Source organism: Neptunicoccus cionae, assembly GCF_014643735.1.
In the GTDB taxonomy this organism is placed as follows: domain Bacteria; phylum Pseudomonadota; class Alphaproteobacteria; order Rhodobacterales; family Rhodobacteraceae; genus Amylibacter; species Amylibacter cionae.
The window spans coordinates 85571-111238 of sequence record NZ_BMKA01000008.1 but is presented as its reverse complement, the minus strand read 5'-3'; the positions used below and the strand labels follow the sequence as shown (position 1 = coordinate 111238).

39 protein-coding genes are annotated in these 25668 nt (G+C 54.0%); 35 read left to right on the top strand and 4 right to left on the bottom strand.

Going from position 1 to position 25668, the window contains the following annotated elements; genetic code table 11:
• The 11 genes from IEX10_RS20130 to rplP all read left to right on the top strand — a co-directional run.
• Positions 1-102, top strand: a 102-nt coding sequence (locus IEX10_RS20130) for an EF-Tu C-terminal domain-related protein (protein ID WP_229678659.1), incomplete at its 5' end; no start/stop codon positions are given.
• Positions 103-172: 70 nt separating this feature from the next.
• Positions 173-481, top strand: coding sequence for a 30S ribosomal protein S10 (rpsJ, locus tag IEX10_RS18185; protein ID WP_069301434.1), 309 nt, complete (start codon positions 173-175; stop codon positions 479-481).
• A gap of 15 nt (positions 482-496) precedes the next feature.
• Complete coding sequence (gene rplC, locus IEX10_RS18180) at positions 497-1345, top strand: 50S ribosomal protein L3 (protein ID WP_188678580.1); 849 nt, start codon at positions 497-499, stop codon at positions 1343-1345.
• Positions 1342-1962, top strand: coding sequence for a 50S ribosomal protein L4 (rplD, locus tag IEX10_RS18175; protein WP_069301435.1), 621 nt, complete (start codon positions 1342-1344; stop codon positions 1960-1962). Before rplC ends, rplD begins: the two co-directional genes overlap by 4 nt.
• Positions 1959-2255: a 50S ribosomal protein L23 gene (locus IEX10_RS18170; RefSeq protein ID WP_188678555.1), complete on the top strand. Its 297-nt coding sequence runs from the start codon at positions 1959-1961 to the stop codon at positions 2253-2255. The genes rplD and IEX10_RS18170 overlap by 4 nt, the downstream gene beginning before the upstream one ends.
• Positions 2256-2432: 177 nt before the next feature.
• A complete protein-coding gene (locus IEX10_RS18165) occupies positions 2433-3623 on the top strand; it encodes a DUF3644 domain-containing protein (protein ID WP_188678553.1) in 1191 nt (396 codons plus the stop codon).
• 428 nt (positions 3624-4051) lie between these two features.
• Positions 4052-4891, top strand: coding sequence for a 50S ribosomal protein L2 (rplB, locus tag IEX10_RS18160; protein ID WP_069301438.1), 840 nt, complete (start codon positions 4052-4054; stop codon positions 4889-4891).
• A 3-nt stretch (positions 4892-4894) separates the two neighbouring features.
• Positions 4895-5173 carry a 30S ribosomal protein S19 gene (gene rpsS, locus IEX10_RS18155; RefSeq protein WP_188678551.1) on the top strand — a complete coding sequence of 93 codons (279 nt, stop codon included), beginning with the start codon at positions 4895-4897 and terminating at the stop codon, positions 5171-5173.
• A 3-nt stretch (positions 5174-5176) separates the two neighbouring features.
• Positions 5177-5560: a 50S ribosomal protein L22 gene (gene rplV, locus IEX10_RS18150; RefSeq protein WP_069301440.1), complete on the top strand. Its 384-nt coding sequence runs from the start codon at positions 5177-5179 to the stop codon at positions 5558-5560.
• A complete protein-coding gene (rpsC, locus tag IEX10_RS18145; RefSeq protein WP_069301441.1) occupies positions 5560-6261 on the top strand; it encodes a 30S ribosomal protein S3 in 702 nt (233 codons plus the stop codon). Before rplV ends, rpsC begins: the two co-directional genes overlap by 1 nt.
• Positions 6262-6273: 12 nt before the next feature.
• Entirely contained in the window at positions 6274-6687 is a 414-nt protein-coding gene (rplP, locus tag IEX10_RS18140) for a 50S ribosomal protein L16 (RefSeq protein WP_188678549.1), read from the top strand.
• Between the two features lie 36 nt (positions 6688-6723).
• On the opposite strand, the gene IEX10_RS18135 is transcribed toward rplP, so the two are convergent.
• Together IEX10_RS18135 and IEX10_RS18130 are read right to left on the bottom strand one after the other, a co-directional pair.
• Complete coding sequence (locus IEX10_RS18135) at positions 6724-7503, bottom strand: hypothetical protein (RefSeq protein WP_188678547.1); 780 nt, start codon at positions 7501-7503, stop codon at positions 6724-6726.
• A gap of 75 nt (positions 7504-7578) precedes the next feature.
• Positions 7579-7806, bottom strand: coding sequence for a ParB N-terminal domain-containing protein (locus tag IEX10_RS18130; RefSeq protein WP_188678545.1), 228 nt, complete (start codon positions 7804-7806; stop codon positions 7579-7581).
• A gap of 160 nt (positions 7807-7966) precedes the next feature.
• Between IEX10_RS18130 and IEX10_RS18125 the strand changes: the two genes are divergently transcribed.
• The 3 genes from IEX10_RS18125 to IEX10_RS18115 all read left to right on the top strand — a co-directional run bounded on the left by IEX10_RS18125 (position 7967) and on the right by IEX10_RS18115 (position 10708).
• Complete coding sequence (locus IEX10_RS18125) at positions 7967-9352, top strand: SLC5/6 family protein (RefSeq protein ID WP_188678542.1); 1386 nt, start codon at positions 7967-7969, stop codon at positions 9350-9352.
• A gap of 41 nt (positions 9353-9393) precedes the next feature.
• Positions 9394-10023, top strand: coding sequence for a 2OG-Fe(II) oxygenase family protein (locus IEX10_RS18120; RefSeq protein ID WP_188678541.1), 630 nt, complete (start codon positions 9394-9396; stop codon positions 10021-10023).
• A 148-nt stretch (positions 10024-10171) separates the two neighbouring features.
• Positions 10172-10708: a hypothetical protein gene (locus tag IEX10_RS18115; protein ID WP_308420718.1), complete on the top strand. Its 537-nt coding sequence runs from the start codon at positions 10172-10174 to the stop codon at positions 10706-10708.
• A gap of 36 nt (positions 10709-10744) precedes the next feature.
• Here IEX10_RS18115 and IEX10_RS18110 read toward each other — a convergent pair whose 3' ends face one another.
• Positions 10745-11305: a hypothetical protein gene (locus IEX10_RS18110; protein ID WP_188678539.1), complete on the bottom strand. Its 561-nt coding sequence runs from the start codon at positions 11303-11305 to the stop codon at positions 10745-10747.
• Positions 11306-11682: 377 nt separating this feature from the next.
• Here IEX10_RS18110 and rpmC point away from each other — a divergent pair, with 377 nt between their 5' ends.
• From rpmC to rpmD, 11 genes are all read left to right on the top strand, one after another.
• Entirely contained in the window at positions 11683-11886 is a 204-nt protein-coding gene (gene rpmC / locus IEX10_RS18105; RefSeq protein WP_188678537.1) for a 50S ribosomal protein L29, read from the top strand.
• A 13-nt stretch (positions 11887-11899) separates the two neighbouring features.
• Positions 11900-12136 carry a 30S ribosomal protein S17 gene (gene rpsQ / locus IEX10_RS18100; protein ID WP_188678535.1) on the top strand — a complete coding sequence of 79 codons (237 nt, stop codon included), beginning with the start codon at positions 11900-11902 and terminating at the stop codon, positions 12134-12136.
• A 79-nt stretch (positions 12137-12215) separates the two neighbouring features.
• The gene (gene rplN, locus IEX10_RS18095; RefSeq protein WP_101657466.1) at positions 12216-12584 is read left to right on the top strand and encodes a 50S ribosomal protein L14; all 369 of its coding nucleotides are present in this window, start codon (positions 12216-12218) and stop codon (positions 12582-12584) included.
• A complete protein-coding gene (rplX, locus tag IEX10_RS18090) occupies positions 12584-12898 on the top strand; it encodes a 50S ribosomal protein L24 (protein WP_188678533.1) in 315 nt (104 codons plus the stop codon). The genes rplN and rplX overlap by 1 nt, the downstream gene beginning before the upstream one ends.
• Positions 12891-13442, top strand: a complete 552-nt coding sequence (rplE, locus tag IEX10_RS18085; protein ID WP_188678531.1) for a 50S ribosomal protein L5 — start codon at positions 12891-12893, stop codon at positions 13440-13442. The genes rplX and rplE overlap by 8 nt, the downstream gene beginning before the upstream one ends.
• Positions 13443-13463: 21 nt before the next feature.
• Positions 13464-13769: a 30S ribosomal protein S14 gene (gene rpsN, locus IEX10_RS18080; RefSeq protein ID WP_069301450.1), complete on the top strand. Its 306-nt coding sequence runs from the start codon at positions 13464-13466 to the stop codon at positions 13767-13769.
• 12 nt (positions 13770-13781) lie between these two features.
• Entirely contained in the window at positions 13782-14174 is a 393-nt protein-coding gene (gene rpsH / locus IEX10_RS18075; protein WP_188678529.1) for a 30S ribosomal protein S8, read from the top strand.
• A 10-nt stretch (positions 14175-14184) separates the two neighbouring features.
• Positions 14185-14718 carry a 50S ribosomal protein L6 gene (gene rplF, locus IEX10_RS18070; RefSeq protein WP_188678527.1) on the top strand — a complete coding sequence of 178 codons (534 nt, stop codon included), beginning with the start codon at positions 14185-14187 and terminating at the stop codon, positions 14716-14718.
• Between the two features lie 12 nt (positions 14719-14730).
• Entirely contained in the window at positions 14731-15090 is a 360-nt protein-coding gene (gene rplR / locus IEX10_RS18065) for a 50S ribosomal protein L18 (RefSeq protein WP_188678525.1), read from the top strand.
• 108 nt (positions 15091-15198) lie between these two features.
• Positions 15199-15780, top strand: coding sequence for a 30S ribosomal protein S5 (gene rpsE / locus IEX10_RS18060; protein WP_101657460.1), 582 nt, complete (start codon positions 15199-15201; stop codon positions 15778-15780).
• A 4-nt stretch (positions 15781-15784) separates the two neighbouring features.
• Positions 15785-15973 carry a 50S ribosomal protein L30 gene (gene rpmD / locus IEX10_RS18055; RefSeq protein WP_069301454.1) on the top strand — a complete coding sequence of 63 codons (189 nt, stop codon included), beginning with the start codon at positions 15785-15787 and terminating at the stop codon, positions 15971-15973.
• 69 nt (positions 15974-16042) lie between these two features.
• Here the strand turns inward: rpmD and IEX10_RS18050 are convergent, their stop codons facing one another.
• Positions 16043-16945, bottom strand: coding sequence for a LysR family transcriptional regulator (locus IEX10_RS18050; protein WP_188678523.1), 903 nt, complete (start codon positions 16943-16945; stop codon positions 16043-16045).
• Between the two features lie 85 nt (positions 16946-17030).
• Here IEX10_RS18050 and IEX10_RS18045 point away from each other — a divergent pair, with 85 nt between their 5' ends.
• From IEX10_RS18045 to IEX10_RS18000, 10 genes are all read left to right on the top strand, one after another.
• Positions 17031-17654 (top strand): class I SAM-dependent methyltransferase, encoded by a 624-nt coding sequence (locus tag IEX10_RS18045; RefSeq protein ID WP_188678521.1) that lies wholly within the window; start codon positions 17031-17033, stop codon positions 17652-17654.
• Between the two features lie 190 nt (positions 17655-17844).
• Complete coding sequence (gene rplO, locus IEX10_RS18040; protein WP_069301455.1) at positions 17845-18327, top strand: 50S ribosomal protein L15; 483 nt, start codon at positions 17845-17847, stop codon at positions 18325-18327.
• 216 nt (positions 18328-18543) lie between these two features.
• The gene (gene secY, locus IEX10_RS18035; protein ID WP_188678520.1) at positions 18544-19908 is read left to right on the top strand and encodes a preprotein translocase subunit SecY; all 1365 of its coding nucleotides are present in this window, start codon (positions 18544-18546) and stop codon (positions 19906-19908) included.
• 196 nt (positions 19909-20104) lie between these two features.
• Positions 20105-20755 (top strand): adenylate kinase, encoded by a 651-nt coding sequence (locus IEX10_RS18030; protein ID WP_188678518.1) that lies wholly within the window; start codon positions 20105-20107, stop codon positions 20753-20755.
• A gap of 324 nt (positions 20756-21079) precedes the next feature.
• Positions 21080-21448, top strand: a complete 369-nt coding sequence (gene rpsM / locus IEX10_RS18025) for a 30S ribosomal protein S13 (RefSeq protein ID WP_101657452.1) — start codon at positions 21080-21082, stop codon at positions 21446-21448.
• Positions 21449-21462: 14 nt separating this feature from the next.
• Entirely contained in the window at positions 21463-21852 is a 390-nt protein-coding gene (gene rpsK, locus IEX10_RS18020; RefSeq protein WP_069301459.1) for a 30S ribosomal protein S11, read from the top strand.
• Between the two features lie 113 nt (positions 21853-21965).
• The gene (locus IEX10_RS18015; RefSeq protein WP_188678516.1) at positions 21966-22982 is read left to right on the top strand and encodes a DNA-directed RNA polymerase subunit alpha; all 1017 of its coding nucleotides are present in this window, start codon (positions 21966-21968) and stop codon (positions 22980-22982) included.
• A 166-nt stretch (positions 22983-23148) separates the two neighbouring features.
• Positions 23149-23571, top strand: coding sequence for a 50S ribosomal protein L17 (gene rplQ / locus IEX10_RS18010; RefSeq protein WP_188678514.1), 423 nt, complete (start codon positions 23149-23151; stop codon positions 23569-23571).
• A 158-nt stretch (positions 23572-23729) separates the two neighbouring features.
• Positions 23730-25061, top strand: coding sequence for a replication-associated recombination protein A (locus IEX10_RS18005; RefSeq protein ID WP_188678512.1), 1332 nt, complete (start codon positions 23730-23732; stop codon positions 25059-25061).
• 165 nt (positions 25062-25226) lie between these two features.
• Positions 25227-25610: a BLUF domain-containing protein gene (locus IEX10_RS18000; RefSeq protein WP_188678510.1), complete on the top strand. Its 384-nt coding sequence runs from the start codon at positions 25227-25229 to the stop codon at positions 25608-25610.
• The last annotated feature ends 58 nt before the right edge of the window (positions 25611-25668 follow it).

Below are 25668 nucleotides of genomic sequence, written 5' to 3'. Positions count from 1 at the left end.
GAACTGATCGCCCCAATCGCTATGGAACAAGGCCTGCGCTTTGCGATCCGCGAAGGCGGTCGCACTGTTGGCTCCGGCGTTGTTTCCAAAATCAACGACTAATTAACTAACCGGTTCGACGAGGGCTGGGCAATGGTGCCCGGTCCTCCTCTCAATCTTGAAAGGCATGAATATGCAAAGCCAAAACATTCGCATTCGGCTGAAAGCGTTTGATTACCGTGTGCTGGACGCGTCCACACAGGAAATCGTAAACACAGCCAAGCGGACTGGTGCGCAGGTACGCGGTCCTATCCCGCTGCCTAACCACATCGAGAAATACACTGTTCTGCGTGGTCCACACGTGAACAAGAAATCTCGTGAGCAGTTTGAAATCCGTACACACAAGCGTTTGCTTGATATTGTTGACCCGACTCCACAAACAGTAGACGCGCTGATGAAGCTCGATCTTGCTGCTGGTGTGGATGTCGAGATCAAGCTTTAAGGGGGCATGAATAATATGTTGCGCTCTGGAGTTATCGCAAAGAAGTTGGGCATGACCCGCTTGTTTATGGAGGACGGCAAACAGGTTCCTGTAACCGTTCTTCAAATGGAAAACCTGCAAGTTGTTGCACAACGCACTGGCGAAAAAGACGGCTACACAGCTGTTCAGCTGGGTGCCGGTGCTGCAAAAGTAAAACGCACATCCGCAGCGATGCGCGGTCACTTTGCTGCTGCTAAGGTAGAACCAAAACGGAAGATCGCGGAATTCCGCGTGTCCCCTGAAAACCTGATCGAAGTTGGCGAAGAAATCATCGCTGATCACTACTTTGAGGGTCAATTCGTGGACGTTTCCGGTACATCCATCGGTAAAGGTTTTGCCGGTGCGATGAAGCGTTGGAACTTTGGTGGTCTGCGGGCGACACACGGTGTGTCCATCTCTCACCGTTCGCACGGTTCCACGGGTCAGTGTCAAGATCCTGGTAAGGTTTTCAAAGGTAAGAAAATGGCCGGTCACATGGGTGCTGCCCGCGTGACAACCCAAAACCTGCAAGTGGTTAAAACAGACAGCGAACGCGGTCTGCTGATGATCAAAGGCGCGGTTCCCGGGTCCAAAGGCTGCTGGGTTACTGTTAAGGATGCGGTCAAGAAGCCGTTCCCTGAAAGTGCCATTCTGCCTGCCGCACTGCGCTCTGCCGCTGCTGCTGCTGCAAAAGCCGCTGAAGAAGCTGCTGCCGAAGCCGCTGCTGAAGAAGCCGCAGCAGCCGAAGCTGCCGCTGCCGAAGCTGCTGCCGCTGAAGAAGCTGCTCTGAAAACTGCCGAAGCAGAAATTGCTGCTGACGCTGAGAAGAAGGAAGGCGGAGAATGAAACTCGACGTGATCAAACTGGACGCTGGTAAAGCGGGCTCGGTCGACCTCGACGAGGCGATCTTTGGCCTGGAGCCACGTAAAGACATTCTGCACCGTGTTGTGCGTTACCAACTGGCCAAACGCCAGCAAGGGACACACAAAGTTAAGACACGGTCCGAAGTCAGCTATTCCACCAAGAAGATCTATCGCCAAAAAGGTACAGGTGGCGCACGCCACGGTGCTCGCTCGGCTCCGATCTTCCGCGGTGGTGGCGTTTACAAAGGCCCGACACCTCGTAGCCACGCACACGACCTGACCAAAAAGTTCCGCAAGCTGGGACTGCGTCACGCACTGTCTGCAAAGATGACTGCTGGTGAACTGGTCATTCTGGACAACGCCGATATGGCAACTGCCAAAACCGGTGATCTGGCGAAGGCTGTTAAAAACCTCGGCTGGAAGCGCGCGCTGATCGTTGACGGTTCGGAAGTGAATGCAAACTTTGCATTGGCCGCCCGCAACATCGACGGTGTGAACGTTCTGCCAAGCCAAGGTGCCAACGTGTATGACATCCTGAAAAGCGACACTCTGGTCCTGACCAAAGCTGGCGTTGAAGCATTGGAGGCTCGTTTGAAATGAGCGATAAAGCTGAACTCTACGACGTGATCCGCAAGCCGATCATCACCGAAAAAGCAACAATGGCTTCCGAGCATAACGCTGTTGTTTTTGAAGTGGCAATCGACGCGAACAAACCGCAAATCAAAGAGGCTGTTGAAGGCCTGTTTAATGTCAAGGTGAAGGCTGTGAACACAACCATCACCAAAGGCAAGGTAAAGCGGTTCCGCGGCAAACTGGGCCAACGCAAAGACGTTAAAAAGGCTTATGTGACGCTGGAAGAAGGTAACACTATCGACGTGTCTACCGGTCTTTAAGCCGATCTTGCGTGTGTCGGGCTGAAGCCCGACCTACGGTTTGAAATTGAGAGAGCCCCTGCTGTGAAGCCGGGGCTTTTTTGTTGGGGGGCTAAAAATTACTCTCTTGAAAGTTGAATATTATTCTCTGCTAAAGCATGTTTGTTGGAATATTGAAAATATTTTTTGGGGCAAATAATGATTAGGCGAGCAGAAGGTGCGTTAACTGCTGAAGAAAAAAAGGTTGTAAAAGGTTTTTTGGCAAAGAGTGAGCGCAATCAAGATATTCAAGCCCTCGTCAATATTGGGCGCAAAGCAACGATAAATTCGGCGCGGATTACAGAAGTCAAGCGGGATAATACAATTGTAGCTGCCAGTGATGAGGCGCTTGAATTTTACAAGCTGAAAAAAAAGGCTTTTGATCCTCAGACCGGCTTGAATCTTTATGAAGATGAAAGACTAATCCGAGCTCGCGAAGCGATGCTTTTGGCGGTTCAAGTATTCAATAGCCCAACTTTAAGATTTAAAGCCGAGGTTTTTGCGGTACAGGCCAACATAGCTTGGACATATTTACTACACGAATATTATGAGCGAAAAGGCGTTCCTATTATTCAAAGCGATGGGCGATCGTTACTGCTGAGCCAAATGACAACTAGAAGTGATTGCCCTATTTCCCAAGGCATAAAGGATAATCTAGAAAGCCTTAAAAGGATAAGAGATACTGTTGAACACACTCTTTTCAGACGGTCAGACATTCGATTTCTATCCATTTTTCAAGCGTGTTGCCTGAACTTTGATAAAACAATCTGCGAACTATTTGGAGCTGACAAAGCGCTGAGTAACGACTTATCATTTTCCCTACAATTTGCCAAAATGGACTTTGATCAACTCACTCAAGTTCAAAAATATGAAGTTCCAGCACATATCAGCGCATTGGAAAAAGAAATCGACGACGGCCTAGGTGAAGATCGGTTGTCAGACATCGAGTACCGTTTCCGTGTAGTCTACACATTTGAGAATTCAACTAAGTCAAAGTCTCACATCAAGTTTGTCCATCCAACTGACGAGGATGCGGAAGAAGTTCGTAAAGTTCTAATAAAGAACGAGATTTCTGACAAACTTTATCCAAACAAAGCAGGTGTTGCCGCAGATTTGGTGCGGCAACAATCTGGTAGGGCATTTACAATGCACAATCATACACAAGCTTGGAGGAAGTTTGATATTCGACCAAGGCCAAGTGTGGCTCAGCCTGAAAATACAAACAAAGACTATTGTATCTACCACGAGGCACATGGTGACTATACCTATTCTGATAGATGGGTTGAATTCTTAGTAACATTTATCGCTTCAGATGCGAACTACGAGGAACTTAAGAAGTTCAAGCTGTAAAAGAGAGCTACGCTGTTAAAAGAAGATTTATTTCAAGCGCGGAATCAAGGCCGCAGGCCACCGTGCCAGCGCCGACCCGCCCCTTTGGGGCGGCGCTATGGATGGGTTCGGTGCGGCTCTGATAGGATGTTGGAATTTGGCGGGATAAAGGGGTCGTCATTGACGTGCGGAGCGCCACCCCGCGGGTCGGCGCTGGCACGGCTTGTTTCTAGCTGGCTCTTCCCCTTTAACCCTTGACCCAAAGCCGCCTCTTTCCTAAAAGCCACCATCTGCACCGTCCTAGATTCGTCTGGGGCGTTGTTGTTTTTGGCGAACAGTTTTTTGCCAACCGCACTTCGGGCACCTTCGGGGGCCTATACTCTGGAACCTTCGGGGTCCTTAACCATAGCAGGCTCGTTTGCCTGCGCTATATACGGAAGACAGTAAGAATGGCACTTAAGTCGTATAAACCAACGACGCCGGGCCAGCGTGGACTGGTACTGATCGACCGTTCGGAATTGTACAAAGGCCGTCCGGTCAAAGCCCTCACACAGGGTTTGACCAAGAACGGCGGACGTAACAACACCGGGCGGATCACGATGCGTCGCAAGGGCGGTGGGGCGAAACGCCTGTACCGTATCGTTGATTTCAAACGCAACAAAATGGATGTACCGGCCACGGTAATTCGGATCGAATATGACCCGAACCGGACCGCGTTCATCGCACTTATCAAATACGAAGACGGCCAGCAGGCCTATATCATCGCACCACAGCGTCTGGCTATTGGTGATCAGGTGATCTCTTCGGCAAAGGCTGACGTGAAGCCGGGCAACACTATGCCGTTCACAGGTCTGCCAATTGGTACAATCATCCACAACATCGAGCTGAAGCCAGGCAAAGGCGGTCAAATCGCCCGTGCTGCTGGTACTTACGCTCAGTTCGTTGGTCGTGACGGTTCCTACGCACAGATCCGCCTGTCCTCGGGCGAGCTGCGTCTCGTTCGTCAGGAATGTCTGGCCACAGTTGGCGCGGTTTCCAACCCCGACAACTCCAACCAGAACTTCGGTAAAGCTGGCCGCAACCGTCACAAAGGCATCCGTCCTTCCGTGCGCGGTGTGGTTATGAACCCTGTTGATCACCCGCATGGTGGTGGTGAAGGTCGTACATCCGGTGGTCGTCACCCTGTATCGCCTTGGGGTAAGCCTACAAAGGGTGCACGCACCCGCAGCAACAAGACCACGGACAAATACATTGTCCGGTCCCGTCACGCCAAGAAGAAGGGTCGTTAACAGATGCCTCGTTCAGTATGGAAGGGCCCTTTTGTCGATGCTTATGTGCTTAAGAAAGCAGAAAAGACTCGGGAATCCGGCCGCAAAGAAGTAATCAAAATCTGGTCTCGTCGTTCGACGATCCTGCCACAGTTCGTGGGTCTGACTTTTGGCGTTTACAACGGCAAAAAGCACATTCCCGTCAACGTGTCAGAAGACATGATCGGCCAGAAGTTCGGTGAATACTCCCCATCGCGCACCTATTACGGGCACGCTGCGGACAAAAAAGCGAAACGGAAGTAAGCCATGGGAAAGTCTAAGAACCCCCGTCGCGTAGCAGAGAACGAAGCGTTTGCCGTTTCTCGTATGCTGAAAACCAGCCCTCAAAAGCTGAATCTTGTGGCGCAATTGATCCGCAACAAACCAGTTGAAAAAGCTCTGGCCGATTTGACGTTCTCCAAGAAACGCATCGCCGCAGACGTTCGCAAGACGCTGCAATCCGCGATTGCCAACGCAGAGAACAACCACGGTCTGGATGTTGACGAACTGATCGTTGCAGAAGCCTACGTCGGCAAGAACCTTGTCATGAAGCGTGGACGTCCTCGGGCACGTGGTCGTTATGGCCGCATCCTGAAGCCTTTCGCACAAGTCACTATTCTGGTGCGTCAGCCAGCAGAGGAGCAAGCATAATGGGTCAGAAGATCAATCCAATTGGCTTCCGTCTGCAAGTCAACCGCACATGGGACAGCCGCTGGTATGCCAATAAGGCAGAATACGGCGATCTGTTGCACGAAGACCTGAAAATTCGCGAATTCATCAAGAAAGAATGCGCGCAAGCAGGTATCGCACGTGTGATCATCGAGCGTCCGCACAAGAAATGCCGCGTGACAATCCATTCGGCTCGTCCGGGTGTGATCATCGGCAAAAAAGGTGCTGACATCGAAACACTGCGCAAGAAGCTGTCCAACCTGACAGACTCTGAATTGCACCTCAACATTGTTGAAGTTCGCAAGCCAGAGCTGGATGCGCAGCTGGTTGCCGAAAGTGTTGCACAGCAACTGGAACGTCGTGTGTCTTTCCGTCGTGCCATGAAACGCGCTGTTCAAAACGCGATGCGTATGGGTGCCCTTGGTATCCGTATCAACTGTGCCGGCCGTCTGGGTGGTGCTGAAATCGCGCGGACTGAATGGTATCGTGAAGGTCGCGTTCCGCTGCACACACTGCGTGCGGACATCGATTATGCACGGGCCGAAGGTCTGACAGCTTATGGTATCATCGGCATCAAAGTAATGATTTTCAAAGGCGAGATCATGGAGCACGATCCATCCGCCCGTGAACGTCGTCAGGCTGAAATGCAAGAAGGCGGACCATCGCGTCCACCTCGTCGCTAAGGAGACAGAGAGATGCTTTCACCAAAGCGTACCAAATTCCGCAAGGCGTTTAAGGGCCGTATCCACGGTCTGGCCAAAGGCGGTTCCGATCTGAACTTTGGGTCTTATGGCCTGAAAACTATCGAACCCGAGCGGATCACTGCACGTCAGATCGAAGCGGCTCGCCGCGCGATGACACGTCACATGAAACGTCAGGGCCGTGTTTGGATCCGGATTTTCCCTGATCTGCCAGTAACCAAAAAACCTACCGAAGTTCGGATGGGTAAAGGTAAAGGTTCCGTTGAATTTTGGGCAGCCAAAGTTAAGCCGGGCCGGATCATGTTTGAAATCGATGGTGTTTCCGACGCTGTTGCACGTGAGGCCCTGCGCCTTGCTGCAATGAAGCTGCCGGTTAAAACCCGCGTCGTTCAACGCGAAGACTGGTAAGTGGTGTCGGGCTGAAGCCCGACCTACGATAGGATTTTAAACCCTCCGACCTGCCGGTCGGGGGGTTTTTCGCTTTTGGGCCGACAGCTCCAGCGGGGGGTTGAACCGATGCTGGTAAAGCTGGATGGTGCCGCCCTTCAAGGTGACACCCTTGCGCCAGTCATTGCTCTCCCGCAGCAGGCTGTATTGTGCTTCGTAGTCACGGAACCTGTCATTTGTGACGGCAAAGGATATGGGCAGATGAGACAGGGTTTCGACGATGAATTTATCGGCCTGGACACCTTTGGGAACAACGTAAATTTCAAGCGCTGACAGCCCGAAAGCATCGCACAGCATGTTGGGATGGAACCTGCCGCTGCGAGGGGGAATATTCCCGTTGTCGCGCAGGGTAAAATAGATGTTCGCATCAAAAAAGCAGACGATCCGGTAGCCTTCTTCGCGCAACCGGTCTGCCAATGCACGCAGCGGAAGCGGGCCGACGTTCTGCTTTAAGCCGAGATGATAAATGTTGCTTCCATCGAACACTGCGGTCTTGGCGTCCAACTGCAAGTGTTGGAGCAAGCCGTGCCTGTCAAGTTTTAACAACCAGTGCCGCCGCTGGCTGTGCCGGAGCGGGAAGAGCATTGACAGCAGGGGCGTAACGGCCAGAGCGATCAGCGGTGCGGCTTTGTGCTGAAAGACCTTATAAGCAAAAATCGCTGCAATCAGACTGACGAGCAGAATGGCCAACCGTCGCAGTGCGATGTGCCACGGGGCTGGGGGGGTGATGGTAAGGCGGTTCAATGCTTCGCCGAGCGTTTGGGGGGTATTCGTCATAATAGTCTTCGGTATTTTAAATTAATTCGTGTCTATTGGGGGGCGGTTTGGTTAATGCAGACGAGCATGCACCTCTTAGCCCTCTACAGTTTCCTCGCCGAGCGCACGTAGTGCTTCCAGCCGGTGATAGCCTTCTATCAGGACGTAGCCGCCGGTTTTGCCTTCACGCACGCGGATCGGGGTGATCTGGCCGTTTTCCAGAATATCCTCTGCCAGCGCGTCCACCTTCGCCGGTTCAAGCGTCTTCTTACGTTTTACCGGAACGCGGATCTGGTCAATTGGAAAGGTTTCTTTAATAGGCATAGGTTAACACTGCCCCCGATTTACACAGATGACCAGAGGTGTCTTCCACGAGAGCCAGCAAAACCTAGGGACGAAAAAGACTTCAATCCGTTCACCGTGACGTTACTGGAGCGTTATGACAGACCCTGCTAGGCGAATAAGGCAACCGCCGGAGAACGCCATGCAGGCCTATACTATCTTGGGAATTTTCGCCCTTATTGTCATCGCAAGCCTTCTGGCAGCCCCTAGACGGGTTACCGTCGCGAGCTTCTATGGCGGGCAGACCGGAACGGGGGCGCAACCTGCGCTTTGGACGCTGGTGCTCAGTCAGGTGACGACGTGGATTTTTGCCAGATCGCTGATGAACGCGGCAATCCTCGGGTATTATTACGGTATCGCCGGTGTGCTGGCCTACACGGCCTATTACGGGTCTTTTCTGACCGGCGGATTCATTGTGGCGCGCCTGCGGGCAAGCGGCGCACGGTCGGTGCAGGACTGGTTAACAGACCGGTTCGGCAATCAGGGCACTGCCTGTTATAATCTGGTGATCGCCTTGCGGCTGTTGTCCGAGGTATTTGCCAATCTGCTTGTGGTGGGACTGATTTTCACGGCAGTGCTGCCGGAAATGTCCGGCTATCAGGATTACGCAGTCATCGCGGTGGGATTGTTGGCGCTCGCCTATTCCGCTTGGGGCGGGCTAAGCGCTGCCCTGCGCAGTGATGTGGTTCAGATGCTAGTGTTTCTGGTGGTGTTCGGGGCGGCATTTATATGCCTTGTGACCAGCGCGTTTTTTGATCCGATGGAAACGCTAACCGCTACTGGCGTGTCTGGTGGCTACAACGGTTGGGTTCTTCTGTTGGTGGCCTTCTTGCAGGTGTTTTCCTATCCGGTTCATGATCCGGTGATGATGGATCGCGGCTTTGTCAGTGATCCCCAAACCACGCGGCGCAGCTTTTTGCACGCTTTCTGGATTTCTGCCCTGTGTATCGTCGCTTTCGGGCTCTTTGGTATTCAGGCGGCGCTGGAAGGGGCGGCCTATGAAAACCAGCTTCTTGGGACTTGGGCACAGATGTTGCCGTCTTGGGTGTTCAGCGCCCTGATGGTGTCGCTTCTGGTTTCGGCCCTGTCCACGCTTGATTCCGCGCTGTCTTCCGCCGCGCGGCTGGTGGTGGAGGAGCTCGGGCTCGCCCGTCGCACCATTGCCAGCGGGCGGATTGCGATGTTGGTGTTTGCCATGCTTGGCGCGGCGCTGACGCTTTGGGGCAATCAAAGCCTGTTTGACGCGGTGGCGGTATCTGGCACGGCCTCCATGTTCCTGACGCCTGTGCTGCTGGTTGGATTGATCGGCGGGCGGCAGATTGCGGCTTGGGCCTATCTGGCAGCTTTCGCGGCCGCGATGCTTGGCGCTGCGGCATATTTCCTGCGGGGCAACGAACTGGTGGCCATGCTGTTGATCGAGGGCCACAAATACGAGCAGCTTTTGCAGATTTGTGTGATGGTCCTGCTGGTCGGCTTTGCAGCGGTTCTGACGGGATCGTCGCGCAAAACCGCACAGTCCGCCCGATAAAGCGCGTTGGCCCGCGCCAATCGCTGCGCTATGCACACAGGATGAGCCAGATTGATTCCCTCTTCGTGACCCGCCTCTACCGCGCCCAGCTGACCGAGCTTGGCGCTGCCATTAACCCTGATGAGCTGGAGGCCACCTGCCTGTCCATCGCCGAGGATGACGAGGCAGGACAGGACTGGTGCGAGGAGAATGATTTCCCCGGTTACACCAGCTACGCGAGCCTAGACGATCTGCCGTGGCGCTTTCCAATCTTCAAAGATCTGGTCGCTGCATTGGATGCCCATGTGGCTGCATTTTCTGAAGATCTGGCCTTTGATCTGGAAGGGCGCGCCCTGCGGCTCGACAGTCTTTGGATCAATATTCTGCCGACAGGGGGGATCCATACGTCCCACATCCACCCCCATTCCGCGATCAGTGGCACAACCTATGTGGCGATGCCATCAGATGCCAGTGCGATCAAATTTGAAGACCCGCGTCTGGCGATGATGATGGCCGCACCGACCCGCAAGAAGGACGCGGCAACGGGCATGAAGCCGTTCCATTATGTGGCGCCCAAGGTGGGGGACGTTCTGTTGTGGGAAAGTTGGCTGCGCCATGAGGTGCCAATGAATATGTCCGATGAGGAACGTATTTCCGTCAGCTTTAACTATGCGCTGGTTGACGCGGACTGAGCCTGCCGAATTGGCGGTTTTGTGATGGCGGCAACTCTCGACAGGTTGGCAGGGGATTGCTAGCCTGCGCCGAAATCTATCGAGATTATAAAGACCAAGACTTGGGGGCAGTTCCATTTTTAGCCGTTTCTTTTCCGCTTTCGCGCTGGTGTTCACCCTGTTCCTTGCGGCCTGTGGCACACCGCCGCCGGATCGTCTGCCTGCCGTGCAGCAATCCGAAGTCGCCGCGCTGGAGGCGAGCATCCTTGCGTTGGGACCGAATATTGACCCAGAGGAGGCCGCCCGCGCCGCCTATATCGCGTTTCACTATCCCCGCAAGTTGGCGGTGGAATACGGGATCACCGACCCGCCGTTGATCCACAACACCAAAGTGAATGCAGGGACTCGCCCGCGCGGGCTGTGCTGGCATTGGGCCGAAGATACGGAAAACAGACTGGCGGCTGAGAATTTCCAGACGCTGGAACTGCACCGTGCCATTGCCAACTCTGATGTGGCCTTCCGGATTGATCATTCCACAGTTCTGATCGGGCGTATCGGCAGCACGATGGAAGAATCGATCATCCTTGACCCTTGGCGCTTTGGCGGACCGTTGTATTGGGGGACCGTTGCTGGCGACAAGAAATACAAATGGCTGCGTCAGGAAGATGTACTGGCACGTCGCGCGGCGGAACGGGCCGCTGGTTAGGGCAGGGCGGGGCAAACCGCGCCCCTTGCCGCAAGATCATAAGTTGACGGTAATGTCAGAGGCCGCAGGGAAGGGACCGCCTTCCAGCGCGATGATAACATCGAAGGGATCGCCTCCGGCATTAACGAAGTTGAGGATGACCGCCGCGGTCGGATCATCCACTGTTCCGCCTTCTTCAACGCTTAGGCCGGTATAGGTCGTATCCTCATTCACGGGACCATCGGAATATTCGCTGTCCCGCTGAAGGTTAATCACCAGCGAATCCTGTTCTCCGTTAAAGTCACCGATGCTCGCCACTTCTTGTGCGCCATCACTTGATCCAGTCGGAATATGCAGATTGCCATAGCTGATCGTCACATCAAACAGGTCATCCCCGCCGCCGCCGTAGATTTCGGTTTCCGCAAGCAGCGTGTCATCCGCAGGCGGTGTCACAACATCATCGCCGCCTTCAGCAATAACCTGTTTCACACCTTCAAATCCGGCGAGGTCCTGCATAACCACACCGTCTGTGCCTGTCAGCGTGCCGTCTTCCATCACCGGCGTATCGCCTGTGTCTTCGGTTTCCGTTGTTCCGGAATCACTCGAACTGTCAATCACAGAGACCAGCGCCCAGTAAATTCAATAAGCCGTAAATCATAACGTAACCTTAATTTTCTAAAAGTAATTCAAGCGGCGGAAACGTTGGATCACTCTACCTTGCCGAGTATTTCGAAGGGCAGAAATCCGGTAAGGAAATAGATTGTTTTCAGCAAGCGGCTCGCATCTGACTGCCGCTTCCGCAGGATTGCACAGCGGTGAAAGTCCCGTTAAGAAGGGGCGTGGCACCGGCCCCAAGATAAAAGGCTTGCCAGCCCGCCTTATCCAACCTATAGAGCGCGTTCATCATCCACTCCATTGGAATCAGGGTGACGTATGTGCATGCGAAAGTATGCGTCTATGCGGCCTGCCAATGATGTTGAAAAAAGGAAATGGCTATGGATGCCAACGAACTTCGGGGCAAAACCCCGGATGAGCTTCGTACGGAGCTTGTCAATCTTAAGAAAGAAGCGTTCAACCTGCGTTTTCAAGCGGCCACAAGCCAGCTGGAAAACACTGCACGTGTACGCGTTGTTCGCCGCTCGGTTGCGCGCGTGAATACAATCTTGAACCAAAAAGCTGCTGAAGCAGCAGCTGAATAAGGAAGTGTGATCAATGCCTAAGCGTATCCTCACCGGCACTGTGACCAGCGACCAGAATGCACAAACTGTAACAGTTTCTGTTGAACGTCGTTTCACGCATCCGGTTCTGAAAAAGACCATCCGTAAGTCCAAGAAATACCGGGCTCACGATGCGAATGAGCAATTCAAAATTGGTGACAAAGTCCGCATTCAGGAATGTGCGCCAGTTTCGAAGACCAAACGCTGGGAAGTTCTGTCAGACGCCTCCTGAGGCTCTGCTGTAACCAACAGTTAATCGAAACCCTGGGGCCTAGACTGCATTTAGGTCCCCAAAGGTCGGAGTATCTACCATGATCCAGATGCAGACCAATCTTGAAGTAGCTGACAACAGCGGCGCTCGCCGTGTTCAGTGCATTAAGGTTCTGGGCGGTTCCAAGCGGAAGTACGCTTCCGTGGGCGACATTATTGTTGTCTCTGTGAAAGAAGCCATTCCACGCGGTCGCGTGAAAAAAGGTGAAGTTCGCAAGGCAGTTGTTGTGCGCACCGCCAAAGAAGTCCGTCGTGAAGACGGCACAGCAATCCGTTTCGACGGTAACGCTGCCGTTCTCTTGAACAACGCTGGTGAGCCTGTTGGCACACGTATTTTCGGCCCAGTGGTCCGTGAACTGCGTTCCAAGAACTTCATGAAGATCATTTCTCTTGCGCCGGAGGTGCTGTAATGGCTGCTAAACTGCGTAAAGGTGACAAGGTCATCGTGCTGGCTGGCAAGGACAAAGGCAAAGAGGGCGAGATTTCGTCTTTGAACCCGTCCACTGGCAAGGCAATCGTTTCTGGCGTTAACGTGGCGATCCGTCACCAAGCCCAGACACAGAACTCTCAGGGTGGTCGCGTACCAACCGAGATGCCGATCCAGCTGAGCAATCTTGCTTTGATCGATCCTAAAGATGGCGGCCCGACACGGGTTGGTTTCAAAATGGACGGCGACAAGAAAGTTCGTTTTGCCAAAAAATCGGGAGAAGTGATCAATGGCTGATTATACTCCACGCCTGAAGGCTGCGTATAAGGATTCCATCCGCGCTGCCATGAAAGAAGAGTTCGGTTACAAGAACGACATGATGATCCCAAAGCTCGAGAAAATCGTGCTGAACATGGGTGTCGGTGAAGCTGTAAACGACTCTAAGAAAATCCGCTCTGCAGTAGCTGATATGGCCGCAATTGCCGGTCAGCAGCCTGTGATTACCAAGGCGAAGAAATCCATCGCTGGTTTCCGCGTTCGTGAAGACATGCCTTTGGGCGTGAAAGTCACGCTGCGTGGCGATCAGATGTATGAATTCCTTGATCGTCTGGTCACAGTTGCAATGCCTCGTATCCGCGACTTCCGCGGCGTATCCGGCAAAAGCTTCGACGGCCGTGGCAACTATGCCATGGGTCTGAAAGAGCACATCGTGTTCCCAGAAATCGACTACGATAAAGTTGACGTAATGTGGGGCATGGACATCGCTTTCAACACGAATGCGAACACAGATGCGGAAGCGAAAAGTCTGTTGAAGCACTTTAACGTGCCTTTCACAAACTGATCGCGGACAGGAGAAAACATCATGGCTAAAGCTGCAATGATCCAACGCGAACTGAAGCGTCAACGTCTGGTAGAGAAATATGCTGCCAAACGTGCCGCGCTGAAAGAAATCGCGACAAACATGGATCTCCCTATGGAGGAGCGTTTCAAGGCGCGCCTGAAACTTGCGGAACTTCCCCGCAATTCCTCCGCCACTCGTCTTCACAACCGGTGCCAAGTTTCCGGTCGTCCAAAGGCGTATTATCGTAAACTGAAAATGTCCCGGATCGCGTTGCGCCAATTGGCGTCTGACGGCCAGATTCCTGGCATGGTCAAATCGAGCTGGTAAGGAGAAGTACATATGAACGATCCTATCGGTGATATGCTCACACGTATTCGCAACGCACAACTGCGCGGCAAATCCACAGTGAAAACACCTGCTTCCAAACTGCGTGGCTGGGTTCTGGACGTGCTCCAGAGCGAAGGTTACATCCGCGGTTACGAAGCCGGTACAGGCGTCAACGGTCACCCCGAGCTGGAGATTTCTCTGAAATACTTCGACGGTGTACCAGTGATCAAAGAACTCAAGCGGGTATCCACCCCTGGCCGTCGCGTTTATGCGAACGTCAAGGACATCCCTGCGGTTCGTCAAGGTCTCGGCGTTTCCATCGTATCGACATCTCAGGGTGTTATGTCAGACGCACAAGCACGCGCAGCCAATGTTGGCGGCGAAGTGTTGTGCACAATCTTCTAAGGGGTGACAGATGTCTCGTATTGGTAAAAAACCGGTCGAGCTGCCCAGCGGCGTAACAGCCTCTGTGTCTGGCCAGACCGTAGAAGTAAAAGGCCCGAAAGGTGCGCGCACCTTCAAGGCAACTGACGATGTAACGCTTTCCGTTGAAGACAACGGTGTGCTGGTTACACCTCGTGGCAAGTCCAAACGGGCACGCCAGCAATGGGGTATGAGCCGGACACAGATCGCGAACCTGGTAACAGGCGTGACCGAAGGCTTCAAAAAAGAGCTGGAAATCAACGGTGTTGGTTATCGTGCGCAGATGCAGGGCAACACCCTGAAGCTGGCGCTCGGTCTGTCCCACGACGTTGAGTACAAAGTGCCGGAAGGCATCACTGTAACAGCGCCCAAGCCGACTGAAATCATTGTTGAAGGTATCGACCAGCAAGTTGTTGGTCAGGTTGCTGCAAACATTCGTCAGTACCGCAAGCCAGAGCCCTATAAAGGCAAAGGCATTAAGTACAAAGACGAGTATATCTTCCGCAAAGAAGGTAAGAAGAAGTAAGGAACGCATAACATGGCTATTAGCAAGAGAACTCTGTTCCTTAAGCGCCGTATGCGCAACCGGAGCAAAATGCGGAAGGTGGCTGCTGGCCGCCCCCGTCTGAGCGTACACCGCTCTTCCAAGAACATCAGCGTACAGCTGATCGACGATGTAAATGGCGTAACACTGGCATCCGCTTCCTCTATGGAAAAAGATCTGGGTGTTGTGGGCAAAAACAACGTCGAAGCTTCTGCCAAAGTTGGCACAGCAATCGCAGAACGTGCGAAAAAAGCCGGTGTTGAAACCTGCTATTTCGACCGTGGCGGTTTCCTGTTCCACGGCAAGGTAAAAGCGCTCGCAGATGCAGCCCGTGAAGGCGGTCTGAAATTCTAAAATCAGTAGGTGGGCCGCTCTGGCCCACCTCGATGATCCGGGGGACGGTGACGTCCCACCAGGATTGGAACATTCGGGGGAAACCCCACACTACCCAGGAGGCCAATGATGGCTAGAGATGACAACCGTCGGGGTCGCGATCGCGACGAGAACCCCGAATTCCAAGATCGCCTTGTTGCGATCAACCGCGTGTCCAAAACAGTAAAAGGCGGTAAGCGCTTTGGTTTTGCTGCACTGGTCGTTGTTGGCGACCAAAAAGGCCGCGTCGGTTTCGGCAAAGGTAAAGCCAAAGAGGTTCCAGAAGCGATCCGTAAGGCAACCGAAGCTGCAAAACGCAAAATGATCCGCGTTCCACTGCGTGAAGGTCGTACCCTGCACCACGACATGGAAGGCCGTCACGGCGCTGGTAAAGTTGTGATGCGGACTGCACCACAAGGTACTGGTATCATCGCCGGTGGTCCAATGCGTGCTGTGTTCGAAATGTTGGGTGTTCAGGACGTTGTGTCCAAATCCATCGGTTCGGCCAACCCGTATAACATGATCCGCGCAACCATGAACGGTCTGAGCAAAGAAACCAGCCCGCGCAATGTTGCACAACGTCGTGGCAAGAAAGTTTCCGACATTCTGCCAAAAACAGACGCCCCCGCTGAAGCACCTGCTGGCGATGTGGCTGAAGAGTTGAAGGTATAAGATCATGGCTAAAACCATTGTTGTAAAACAGATCGGTTCTCCGATCCGTCGTCCGGAAAAACAGCGTCAAACGCTGATCGGTCTGGGCCTGAACAAAATGCACAAAACACGCGAGTTGGAAGACACTCCAGCGGTTCGTGGCATGATCGCCAAGATCCCTCACATGGTCGAGATCATCGAAGAAAAAGGTTAAGTGTTAAGTCGGGCTTAAGCCCGACCTACGCGACCTACTGAAACGCCTCCGCATTTGCGGGGGCGTTTTTCATTTTAGGGTGAAGGTTTCTTTGAAGTAATCTGCAAGGAAATCGAACACGATGCGGATACGCTTGCTGGTGTGTAATTCACGGTGGGTCGTCAGCCAGTTGGGAAAGTACACGGTTGTAAAGTCGGGTAGGACCGGAACAACCCCCTCTGCATGATCCCCTAGATCAGACATCATCACACCAAGCCCCAACCCCTGTTTCACCATCTCCCATCCGGCAATCCCGCTGGGGCTGGAATAGGCCACATTGGCCCTTGTCAGGCAGTAACCCCGCGCGTTCAGGTAGGTCAGAAATTCTTCGGGGTCGCCTGTAGATATAAAACGTGCGGCGTTCAGGTCCTTCAGACTGCGCAGCGCTCCTAGGTGCGCCAGATAGGGCGTGGCACCATAGAGCCTACCGCTGGCATCGCCAAGGCTTCGGGCGATCAGTTCGGGTTCACGCGGACGGATATGACGCAAGGCGATGTCCGCTTCGCGTTTTTGCAGATTCGAAATTCCGTTTACCGCCAGAAGTTCAATTTCTATGCCCGGCGCGTGTTGGCGCAAACGGACAAGAGCCTCTGGCATGATGTAAGCGGCGATTATATCCGACACAGACAAGCTGACACGGCCCTCAACGGATTGCGACTGCCCAGATGCCGCGAGCGTGGCTTTTTCCGACGCTTCGCCCATCGCTGCAAAATGGACCAACATCTCGCGTCCGGCTTCTGTGATTTCCAACCCGCGTCCAACCCGTTCGAACAAGGTCAGACCGAGTTCGGTCTCTAGCGCGGCCACCTGTCGGCTGAGCGTGGGTTGCGTCAGACCAAGTAGTCTTGCCGCCGCCGAGAGCGATCCGCTCTGCGCGGTGGCCAGAAAAGCGCGCGCGTGGTTCCAGTCAAAGCTTGGGGGCAATCCATTCATACGAATATGTATATCACCCCTGCGAATTTTGGCAATTTCCTGACGTTTGATGTATAGGTAAAGAGGCGCAAAGCAGGAGCGCACTATGATAAACGCAGAACAGTTCTGGAACCGTATCGCCCGCAAATACGCAAAGCGGCCAATTTCGGACATGGAAAACTACCACAAGACGCTGGACCGGACGAAGTCCTATTTGAAACCGACCGACTATGTTGTGGAGGTCGGATGCGGTACTGGTTCCACCGCCTTGTTGCTGGCGCCGAATGTGCGAGCGATCCTTGGCACGGACATATCATCCGAGATGGTAGCGATTGCGCAGGAGAAGGCCGAGGTGGATGGTGTGACAAACGCGCAGTTTCGCACGGTGGACGTAAGCCTACCCCTAACACTGCCCGAGGCACCGGATGTGATCCTTGCCCTGAACCTGCTCCATCTGGCGGAGGATCCGGTGGCGATGATTGGAAATCTGGCAGCGTCACTTGATAAAGGTGGGGTGTTCATAAGCAAAACCGGATGCCTGAAACCCAAACGCTGGCTGTTTGGACCGTTGATAAAGGTAATGCAGGTTTTCGGAAAAGCACCGTTTCTGAATTATCTTGGGGTCGAGGAGCTGGAAACAATGATCCGCGATGCAGGGTTTGAGTTGGTGGAAAGCGGGACGTATCCGAGGAAGGGGATCAGCCGGTATATTGTGGCGCGTAAGGTTTGAGGGGGATTCTGGGGAGGTTTGGGGGTGTCGGGCTAAAGCCCGACCTACGGGTTTTATATGGCCCTTGCTTTGTGCGTGCCACACCTCTATACGCCACCAATCTGGGAACCTTTCCAGAATCACATCGTAACGCCGTGTTTGCCCCTTTGTCGCTCATCGGGGGTAGTTCCGGCAAAAGGAGATAGCGACAATGAAACTGAATCAGCTTTCAGACAATCCAGGTGCAACTAAAAAGCGCAAGCGCATTGGCCGTGGTCCGGGTTCCGGCACAGGTAAAATGGGTGGCCGTGGTATCAAGGGTCAAAAATCCCGTTCGGGTGTATCCATCGGCGGTTACGAGGGCGGTCAGATGCCTTTGTACCAACGTCTGCCTAAGCGTGGCTTCAACAACATCAATGCAAAAACACATGCTGTTGTGAACCTTGGCCTGCTGCAAAAGTTCATCGACGAGAAGAAAATCGACGCTGGCAAGCCGATCACAGAAGAAGTTCTGGTTGAATCCGGTCTGGTGCGTCGCGTCAAAGACGGCGTTCGTATCCTGAACAAGGGCGAAATCACTTCCAAGATCGACCTGACAGTCACTGGCGCGTCGCGCACTGCTGTAGCGGCTGTTGAAGCGGCTGGCGGCAAGCTGACCGTTGCGCAGGCTGCGAAAGCCGACGCTGACGCCTAAAGTGTTCTGGCTGTAATTTGGAACGCTGGCACGGTCCGGCGTTTCAAATAAAAGTCAAAACCCTTGAATTGGGCTTGTGAGCGGTGGACCTGCCGCTTACATAACTCACGATCAAGTTTTTCGGCGCCGCGCGACCCAGTTGATTGGTCTCGCGGCGTTTTGTTTTTGACGCATCACCCGGGACGCCGCGTGTGCGACTATATGAAAGGGACGTTCATGGCTTCTGCTGCTGAACAAATGGCCTCCAACCTAAGCTGGGGTGCCTTCGGTAAAGCGAAAGAACTGCAATCTCGTATCCTCTTTGCATTGGGTTTGTTGATTGTGTACCGGATCGGGACGTTTATCCCCGTGCCGGGCATCGACGCTGGTGCGCTGCGGGAATTTGTGGAGGGTGCGCAAACGGGTGTTGGCGGTATCCTCAACATGTTCTCGGGCGGTGCGATTGGCCGGATGGCTATCTTTGCGCTGGGGATTATGCCCTATATTTCTGCCTCCATTATCGTCCAGCTTCTGACAGCGATGGTTCCGTCACTGGAACAGCTGAAGAAAGAGGGCGAGGCCGGACGCAAGAAGATCAACCAATACACCCGTTACGGCACTGTGGCGCTGGCGTTCTTTCAGGCTTACGGCATGTCCCGCGGGCTTGAGGCTGGTGATCTGGCGACCAACCCCGGTTTCCTGAGCTTCCAGCTGCCTGCAATCATCACGCTGGTCGGGGGCACCATGTTCCTGATGTGGCTGGGTGAGCAGATCACGGCACGGGGCATTGGTAACGGTATCTCCCTTATCATCTTCGTTGGTATTATCGCTGAATTGCCTGCCGCGCTGGCGCAGTTCTTTGCTTCCGGTCGCTCCGGTGCGCTGTCCCCTGCGGTTATCGTTGGTGTTATGGTGATGGTTGTGGCTGTGATCGCGTTTATCGTGTTCATGGAGCGCGCGCTGCGCAAGATCCACATCCAGTACCCCAAGCGTCAGGTTGGCATGAAGGTTTACGGCGGTGAGTCGTCCCACCTGCCGATCAAGATTAACCCAGCCGGTGTTATTCCGCCGATCTTTGCCTCTGCGCTGCTGCTGCTGCCGACAACGATTTCTACGTTCTCCGGCACGCAAACCAGCCCGTTCATGAACACGCTGCTGGCCTATTTCGGGCCGGGACAGCCACTCTACCTGCTGTTCTTTGTCGGTATGATCGTGTTCTTCAGCTACTTCTACACCGCCAACGTGTCCTTCAAGACCGATGACGTTGCAGACAACCTGAAGAAACAGAACGGCTTCGTTCCGGGCATCCGTCCGGGTAAAAAGACCGAAGAGTATCTTGATTACGTGGTCGCGCGTATCCTTGTGCTTGGCTCTGCCTATCTGGCGGCGATCTGTCTGTTTCCCGAAATCCTGCGCTCGCAACTGGCGATTCCCTTCTACTTTGGCGGGACGTCCTTGTTGATCGTTGTGTCGGTGACAATGGATACAATCACGCAAGTGCAGTCCCATTTGCTGGCGCATCAGTACGAAAGCCTGATTGAAAAATCCAAGCTGCGTGGCAAGAACCGCACCAAAGCACGGGGCGGTCGTCGGGGGCGCTAAACCCTCGGAACGTAACGTTTCGTTGACAGTTTGAAAGGCCGCGCAGAACCCTGTGCGGCCTTTTTCTTTGCAGGCGCTGGGTTTTCTTCGGCATCCGTTGCCTGCGACGTGTATGCGCAAGTATACGTTTCTTGTTTTCGCCCGGCGGCAAATGGGGCTATAGCTGTGCCCGTGCTGCGATATGAAGGGAATCTACATGAATATTATTTTGCTTGGCCCACCGGGCGCCGGTAAAGGAACACAGGCCGCGATGCTGGTGGAAGAGCGGAATATGGTGCAGCTGAGCACGGGCGACATGCTGCGTGCGGCACGGTCTTCCGGCACAGAGATGGGCAATATGGTTGCCGGTGTCATGGACCGCGGCGAACTGGTTACTGATGAGATCGTGATCGGCCTGATCCGCGAACAGTTGGAAACAGCAGAAGCGGACGGCGGCTTTATCTTTGACGGGTTCCCGCGCACGCTGGCACAGGCGGACGCCTTGGGCGAGCTTCTTGAAAGCGTTGGCCAGTCGCTGGACACAGTGATCGAGATGCGTGTGGACGACGAGGCGCTCGTGTCCCGCATCACCGGTCGCTACACCTGCGCCAAATGTGGGGCAGGCTATCACGACACAGCCAAGAAACCGGCGAAAGAGGGCGTCTGCGACAAATGCGGCAGTACCGAGTTCAAGCGCCGCGCGGATGACAACGAGGACAGCCTCAAGACCCGCTTGATGGCCTATTATAAAGACACCTCGCCTCTGATCGGCTACTACTACGCCAAGGGCCAGTTGCAGACCATCGACGGCCTCGCGGCAATTGACGAAGTCAAAGGCTCCATCGACGGGGCGCTGTCGAACGCCTGATCGACTGAACTGCTGATAGTATCAAGCCGCTTGCCGTTGCAGGCGGCTTTTTAGCATCTTACGATGGGGCGTCCCGAATGGATGTCTTGCGGGGCTGGATAGCGCCAAAACGCGCTCTGGCAAGGGGATGGCTGTGTCAGAGGGGTTGACCTTATCCGGCACGGCGTGTATCGCACAGCTTCCTTAAGGAATCGGACATTTCCTGCTTATAACAGTGATTCGTCTAATCCTTGAATAGGACTGGCCCGATGCCGTGGTGGTGTTGGGCTTTTGTTGTGAAAAAAGGTTCCGGACCTACGGAATCGCAACCATAAGGAAGAGCCCTTGGCACGTATCGCCGGCGTTAACTTGCCGACCCACAAACGGGTCCCAATCGCCCTCACATATATTCACGGCATCGGTAACACCACCGCTGCTAAAATTTGCGAAGAAACCGGTCTGGATGTAACCCGCCGGATCAATGAACTGTCCGATGCGGAAGTTCTGAAAATTCGCGAATACATCGACGCTAACCTCGACGTTGAAGGTGATCTGCGTCGTGAAGTTTCCATGAACATCAAACGTCTGATGGACCTGGGTTGCTACCGCGGCCTGCGTCACCGTCGTGGCCTGCCTGTTCGTGGTCAGCGTACACACACAAACGCACGTACTCGCAAGGGCCCAGCCCGCGCGATTGCCGGCAAAAAGAAATAAGGAGGGCTTGAACTATGGCACGTGAAAAACTTCGCGCAAAGAAGAAGGTCCGTAAGAACATCACCACTGGTGTTGCTCACGTTAACTCCTCTTTCAACAACACAAAGATCCTGATTGCAGACGCCCAAGGCAACGCAATCGCATGGTCTTCCGCTGGTACAATGGGCTTCAAAGGCTCGCGTAAATCCACACCTTATGCGGCACAGATGGCTGCTGAAGATGCTGGCAAAAAAGCGCAAGAGCACGGTGTGAAAACGCTGGAAGTTGAAGTTCAGGGTCCGGGTTCCGGTCGTGAAAGCGCATTGCGCGCGCTGGCTGCTGTTGGGTTCAACATCACATCCATCCGCGATGTGACACCGATCGCCCACAACGGCTGTCGCCCTCCTAAGCGCCGCCGGGTCTAAGCCTAGCGTCAAGATTTATCGGGCCGGTTCACTGGATCGGCCCGCGTTATTGTTAATACCCTCGGGCGTTCCCGATCAATCGGATCCGATCGGCGAACAGGAATGGAGGACTTATGATCCACAAGAATTGGCAAGAGCTTATCCGCCCTAATCAGTTGGACATCAAACCAGGTGGCGACCCGCTGCGTCAGGCAACTTGTGTTGCTGAACCGCTGGAGCGTGGCTTTGGTTTGACATTGGGCAACGCGCTGCGGCGTGTCCTGCTGTCGTCCCTGCAAGGTGCTGCGATCACATCCGTGCAGATCGATAACGTACTGCACGAGTTCTCCAGCGTCGCCGGTGTACGTGAAGACGTAACCGACATCGTGCTGAACCTCAAAGGTGTGGCCGTTGGCATGGAAGCAGAAGGCACCAAACGCGTGTCCATTGCAGCCAAAGGTCCGGGCGTTGTTACCGCTGGTGACATCTCTGAAACCGCTGACATCCAGATCCTGAACAAGGATCACGTGATCTGTCACCTTGATGACGGCGCGTCCCTGTTCATGGAAATGACCGTTGAAACGGGCAAAGGCTATGTTGCAGCTGACAAGAACCGTCCGGAAGATGCGCCGATTGGCCTGATCCCGATCGACGCGTTGTTCTCGCCTGTTGTGAAAGTGTCTTACGATGTTCAACCGACCCGTGAAGGTCAGGTTCTGGACTATGACAAACTGACACTGAAACTGGAAACTGACGGTTCGATCACACCAGAAGACGCTGTGGCCTATGCTGCACGTATTCTGCAAGACCAACTGTCCGTGTTTGTGAACTTCGACGAGCCAGAGTCCGCTTCCCGTCAGGAAGAAGAAGACGATCTGGAATTCAACCCGCTGCTGCTGAAGAAAGTAGACGAGTTGGAACTGTCCGTGCGTTCTGCAAACTGCCTGAAGAACGACAACATCGTTTACATCGGCGATCTGATCCAGAAAACCGAAGCAGAAATGCTGCGTACACCAAACTTCGGCCGGAAATCTTTGAACGAGATCAAAGAAGTTCTGACCGGCATGGGTCTGCACCTCGGTATGGATATCGTGGATTGGCCACCGGACAACATCGAAGATCTGGCTAAAAAGTACGAAGACCAGTTTTAAGGTGTGTCGGGCTGAAGCCCGACCTACGGAATACGCGATTGGCGGGCTTTGGTCCGCCGGTCGCAAAATGCCCGCAGATGGCGGGGAACATATCGGGTAATTCTGCCCCAAGGAGTGCGAGACCCACGCAGGCTCGCCGGACAAAGCATAGAGAAGGAAAACTAAAATGCGTCACGCACGTGGTTACCGTCGCCTGAACCGGACTCATGAACACCGTAAAGCGCTGTTCTCGAACATGACAGGCTCGCTCATCGAGCATGAGCAAATCAAAACAACTTTGCCAAAAGCAAAAGAACTGCGCCCGATCATGGAAAAACTGATCACATTGGCGAAACGTGGCGATCTGCACGCCCGTCGTCAGGCCGCTTCCAAGCTGAAAGAAGACCAGTACGTTTCCAAACTGTTCGACATTCTGGGCCCACGTTACAAAGACCGTCAAGGCGGTTATGTGCGCATCATGAAAGCCGGCTTCCGTTACGGCGACATGGCACCTATGGCGATCATCGAATTTGTTGATCGTGACGTAGATGCCAAAGGCGCGGCTGACAAAGCCCGCGTTGCTGCTCAAATGGAAGCAGCAGACGAATAAAAACCGATAAAATTCGGGACAGTAGGAACCCCGTCAGGCCGTTTTGGTCTGGCGGGGTTTTTCTTTGAGTATTTGGCGAACATTGAAGCAGCGCTACATTGCGCCGACAGGGTTTGCAGGCCAAACTGGGCATAGATTGAATTGAGGCGGGTAACGCAATGGCGGATCTTTTTGATGCACTGGATGATGGCATGGCTGGACAGGCAGATGCGCCTGCGAAAAACGCGCCTCTGGCGGATCGCCTGCGCCCCCGGCACTTTGCGGATGTGATCGGCCAGCAGCACCTTTTGGGCGAGGATGGCGCGCTGCGGGTTATGCTGGAAAGCGGGCGGTTGTCCTCGATCATTTTTTGGGGGCCGCCGGGTGTGGGGAAGACGACGCTTGCCAAGTTGCTGGCGGATGAGACCGAGATGGAATTCGTCCAGATCAGCGCGATTTTCTCTGGTGTTGCTGATCTGAAGAAAGTGTTTGAAGCCGCAAAATTACGGCGGCAGACGGGCCGAGGTACAGTGCTGTTCGTGGACGAGATTCACCGTTTCAACAAGGCGCAGCAAGACGGGTTTTTGCCCCATATGGAGGACGGTACGATCGTGCTGGTTGGGGCGACCACGGAAAATCCTTCCTTTGAGCTGAACGCCGCTGTGATGAGCCGCAGTCAGGTGATGGTGCTGGAACGCCTGACGCTGGCGGATCTGGAGCTGATGGCGCAGCGGGCAGAGCAACTAGTGCAGCGCGCATTGCCGCTTACTGCCGATGCTCGGGAGGCGGTTCTGGAGATGGCGGACGGGGATGGTCGTGCGCTGATTAATATTCTGGAACAGTGCTTTGCTTGGGATGCGAAGGAGAAGGTGGGACGGGATGGTCTGTCCAAACGCCTTTCGCGCCGTGCGCCGAAATATGACAAATCCGGCGAGGAACATTACAATCTGATCTCTGCGCTGCACAAATCGGTGCGAGGCTCTGATCCGGATGCGGCAGTATACTGGTTGTGTCGCATGTTGGATGGCGGTGAAGATCCCCGTTTTCTGGCTCGCCGGATCACCCGTATGGCGGTTGAAGACATTGGCCTTGCCGATCCGCAGGCGCAGGCGGTCTGTTTGCAATCTTGGCAGACATATGAGCGGCTCGGCAGTCCCGAAGGGGAGCTGGCACTGGCGCAGGCGGTGATTTACCTAGCGCTCGCCCCGAAATCGAACGGGGCTTACAAGGCTTATAAAGAGGCGCGCAGGGCGGCGCAAAAAACTGGATCGGAACCGCCGCCAAAACATATTCGAAACGCACCGACCAAGTTGATGAAGGACGAAGGCTACGGGGTTGGTTATGCCTATGATCACGATGCCGAGGACGGATTTTCAGGGCAGAATTACTTTCCGGACGGGATGAAACACGGGGTCTATTACGTGCCTGTAGATCGCGGATTTGAACGGGAATTAAAGAAACGAACCGAGTACTTTGCCAAATTGCGAACAAGCCGGAACAGGGACGGTTAGGGTGACTCTCGGTAGGGTTTAGTTGCCGTTTCGTCGTGATACAACCTTGGGTAAAAAGTGCGTTCCGGTTTGCAGATACTGTGACCCTATGGTTGAATGGTGAAAGGTAGCGTGTATTCCGAGGGGGCTCGATTCGATTTTGTATTGCCCGATAATGAATTGACTTTGCAGATTCTTTTTACGTGTCGTTTGCACGGGCGGCTCTCGTCTGAACAAGTAGAGCCGCTTCAAAAAGACATATGGGCCCGTTGTGCCGATCGTAGGATCGGTGGGTTTTTCCTGCTTTCCGGCCAGCACCTTGTAGGACTGTTCGAAGGGCCCGAACCAGTGGTTGTAGGGCAGGTGGACCACCTGATCCGCAAACACAAAGTGGCCTCGGTCTTTGTTGTGCGCGAGGCTGCGCTGGAAACCCGAGAGTGGACCAAGTGGATCGGGGATGTTTTTTGCCTCAATGATCTGCCGGACAGTGAGCGCGACAGATTTGAAGGCCTTGCACAGATTGTCGAGATTGCTGTAGAGGCGGACCAGAGAAGCGGTAAGGGCGCCTGAACGTCCCGATGGCCGCGAGCGGAATGGATCTGTAAGATACAGGTGCAAAAGCGCAGGG

Bases quoted from the DNA above. Each gene is read 5' to 3' on its own strand.
- rpsJ (WP_069301434.1), top strand. From the start codon at position 173: ATGCAAAGCCAAAACATTCGCATTCGGCTGAAAGCGTTTGATTACCGT.
- rplC (WP_188678580.1), top strand. From the start codon at position 497: ATGTTGCGCTCTGGAGTTATCGCAAAGAAGTTGGGCATGACCCGCTTG.
- rplD (WP_069301435.1), top strand. From the start codon at position 1,342: ATGAAACTCGACGTGATCAAACTGGACGCTGGTAAAGCGGGCTCGGTC.
- IEX10_RS18170 (WP_188678555.1), top strand. From the start codon at position 1,959: ATGAGCGATAAAGCTGAACTCTACGACGTGATCCGCAAGCCGATCATC.
- IEX10_RS18165 (WP_188678553.1), top strand. From the start codon at position 2,433: ATGATTAGGCGAGCAGAAGGTGCGTTAACTGCTGAAGAAAAAAAGGTT.
- rplB (WP_069301438.1), top strand. From the start codon at position 4,052: ATGGCACTTAAGTCGTATAAACCAACGACGCCGGGCCAGCGTGGACTG.
- rpsS (WP_188678551.1), top strand. From the start codon at position 4,895: ATGCCTCGTTCAGTATGGAAGGGCCCTTTTGTCGATGCTTATGTGCTT.
- rplV (WP_069301440.1), top strand. From the start codon at position 5,177: ATGGGAAAGTCTAAGAACCCCCGTCGCGTAGCAGAGAACGAAGCGTTT.
- rpsC (WP_069301441.1), top strand. From the start codon at position 5,560: ATGGGTCAGAAGATCAATCCAATTGGCTTCCGTCTGCAAGTCAACCGC.
- rplP (WP_188678549.1), top strand. From the start codon at position 6,274: ATGCTTTCACCAAAGCGTACCAAATTCCGCAAGGCGTTTAAGGGCCGT.
- IEX10_RS18135 (WP_188678547.1), bottom strand. From the start codon at position 7,503: ATGACGAATACCCCCCAAACGCTCGGCGAAGCATTGAACCGCCTTACC.
- IEX10_RS18130 (WP_188678545.1), bottom strand. From the start codon at position 7,806: ATGCCTATTAAAGAAACCTTTCCAATTGACCAGATCCGCGTTCCGGTA.
- IEX10_RS18125 (WP_188678542.1), top strand. From the start codon at position 7,967: ATGCAGGCCTATACTATCTTGGGAATTTTCGCCCTTATTGTCATCGCA.
- IEX10_RS18120 (WP_188678541.1), top strand. From the start codon at position 9,394: ATGAGCCAGATTGATTCCCTCTTCGTGACCCGCCTCTACCGCGCCCAG.
- rpmC (WP_188678537.1), top strand. From the start codon at position 11,683: ATGGATGCCAACGAACTTCGGGGCAAAACCCCGGATGAGCTTCGTACG.
- rpsQ (WP_188678535.1), top strand. From the start codon at position 11,900: ATGCCTAAGCGTATCCTCACCGGCACTGTGACCAGCGACCAGAATGCA.
- rplN (WP_101657466.1), top strand. From the start codon at position 12,216: ATGATCCAGATGCAGACCAATCTTGAAGTAGCTGACAACAGCGGCGCT.
- rplX (WP_188678533.1), top strand. From the start codon at position 12,584: ATGGCTGCTAAACTGCGTAAAGGTGACAAGGTCATCGTGCTGGCTGGC.
- rplE (WP_188678531.1), top strand. From the start codon at position 12,891: ATGGCTGATTATACTCCACGCCTGAAGGCTGCGTATAAGGATTCCATC.
- rpsN (WP_069301450.1), top strand. From the start codon at position 13,464: ATGGCTAAAGCTGCAATGATCCAACGCGAACTGAAGCGTCAACGTCTG.
- rpsH (WP_188678529.1), top strand. From the start codon at position 13,782: ATGAACGATCCTATCGGTGATATGCTCACACGTATTCGCAACGCACAA.
- rplF (WP_188678527.1), top strand. From the start codon at position 14,185: ATGTCTCGTATTGGTAAAAAACCGGTCGAGCTGCCCAGCGGCGTAACA.
- rplR (WP_188678525.1), top strand. From the start codon at position 14,731: ATGGCTATTAGCAAGAGAACTCTGTTCCTTAAGCGCCGTATGCGCAAC.
- rpsE (WP_101657460.1), top strand. From the start codon at position 15,199: ATGGCTAGAGATGACAACCGTCGGGGTCGCGATCGCGACGAGAACCCC.
- rpmD (WP_069301454.1), top strand. From the start codon at position 15,785: ATGGCTAAAACCATTGTTGTAAAACAGATCGGTTCTCCGATCCGTCGT.
- IEX10_RS18050 (WP_188678523.1), bottom strand. From the start codon at position 16,945: ATGAATGGATTGCCCCCAAGCTTTGACTGGAACCACGCGCGCGCTTTT.
- IEX10_RS18045 (WP_188678521.1), top strand. From the start codon at position 17,031: ATGATAAACGCAGAACAGTTCTGGAACCGTATCGCCCGCAAATACGCA.
- rplO (WP_069301455.1), top strand. From the start codon at position 17,845: ATGAAACTGAATCAGCTTTCAGACAATCCAGGTGCAACTAAAAAGCGC.
- secY (WP_188678520.1), top strand. From the start codon at position 18,544: ATGGCTTCTGCTGCTGAACAAATGGCCTCCAACCTAAGCTGGGGTGCC.
- IEX10_RS18030 (WP_188678518.1), top strand. From the start codon at position 20,105: ATGAATATTATTTTGCTTGGCCCACCGGGCGCCGGTAAAGGAACACAG.
- rpsK (WP_069301459.1), top strand. From the start codon at position 21,463: ATGGCACGTGAAAAACTTCGCGCAAAGAAGAAGGTCCGTAAGAACATC.
- IEX10_RS18015 (WP_188678516.1), top strand. From the start codon at position 21,966: ATGATCCACAAGAATTGGCAAGAGCTTATCCGCCCTAATCAGTTGGAC.
- rplQ (WP_188678514.1), top strand. From the start codon at position 23,149: ATGCGTCACGCACGTGGTTACCGTCGCCTGAACCGGACTCATGAACAC.
- IEX10_RS18005 (WP_188678512.1), top strand. From the start codon at position 23,730: ATGGCGGATCTTTTTGATGCACTGGATGATGGCATGGCTGGACAGGCA.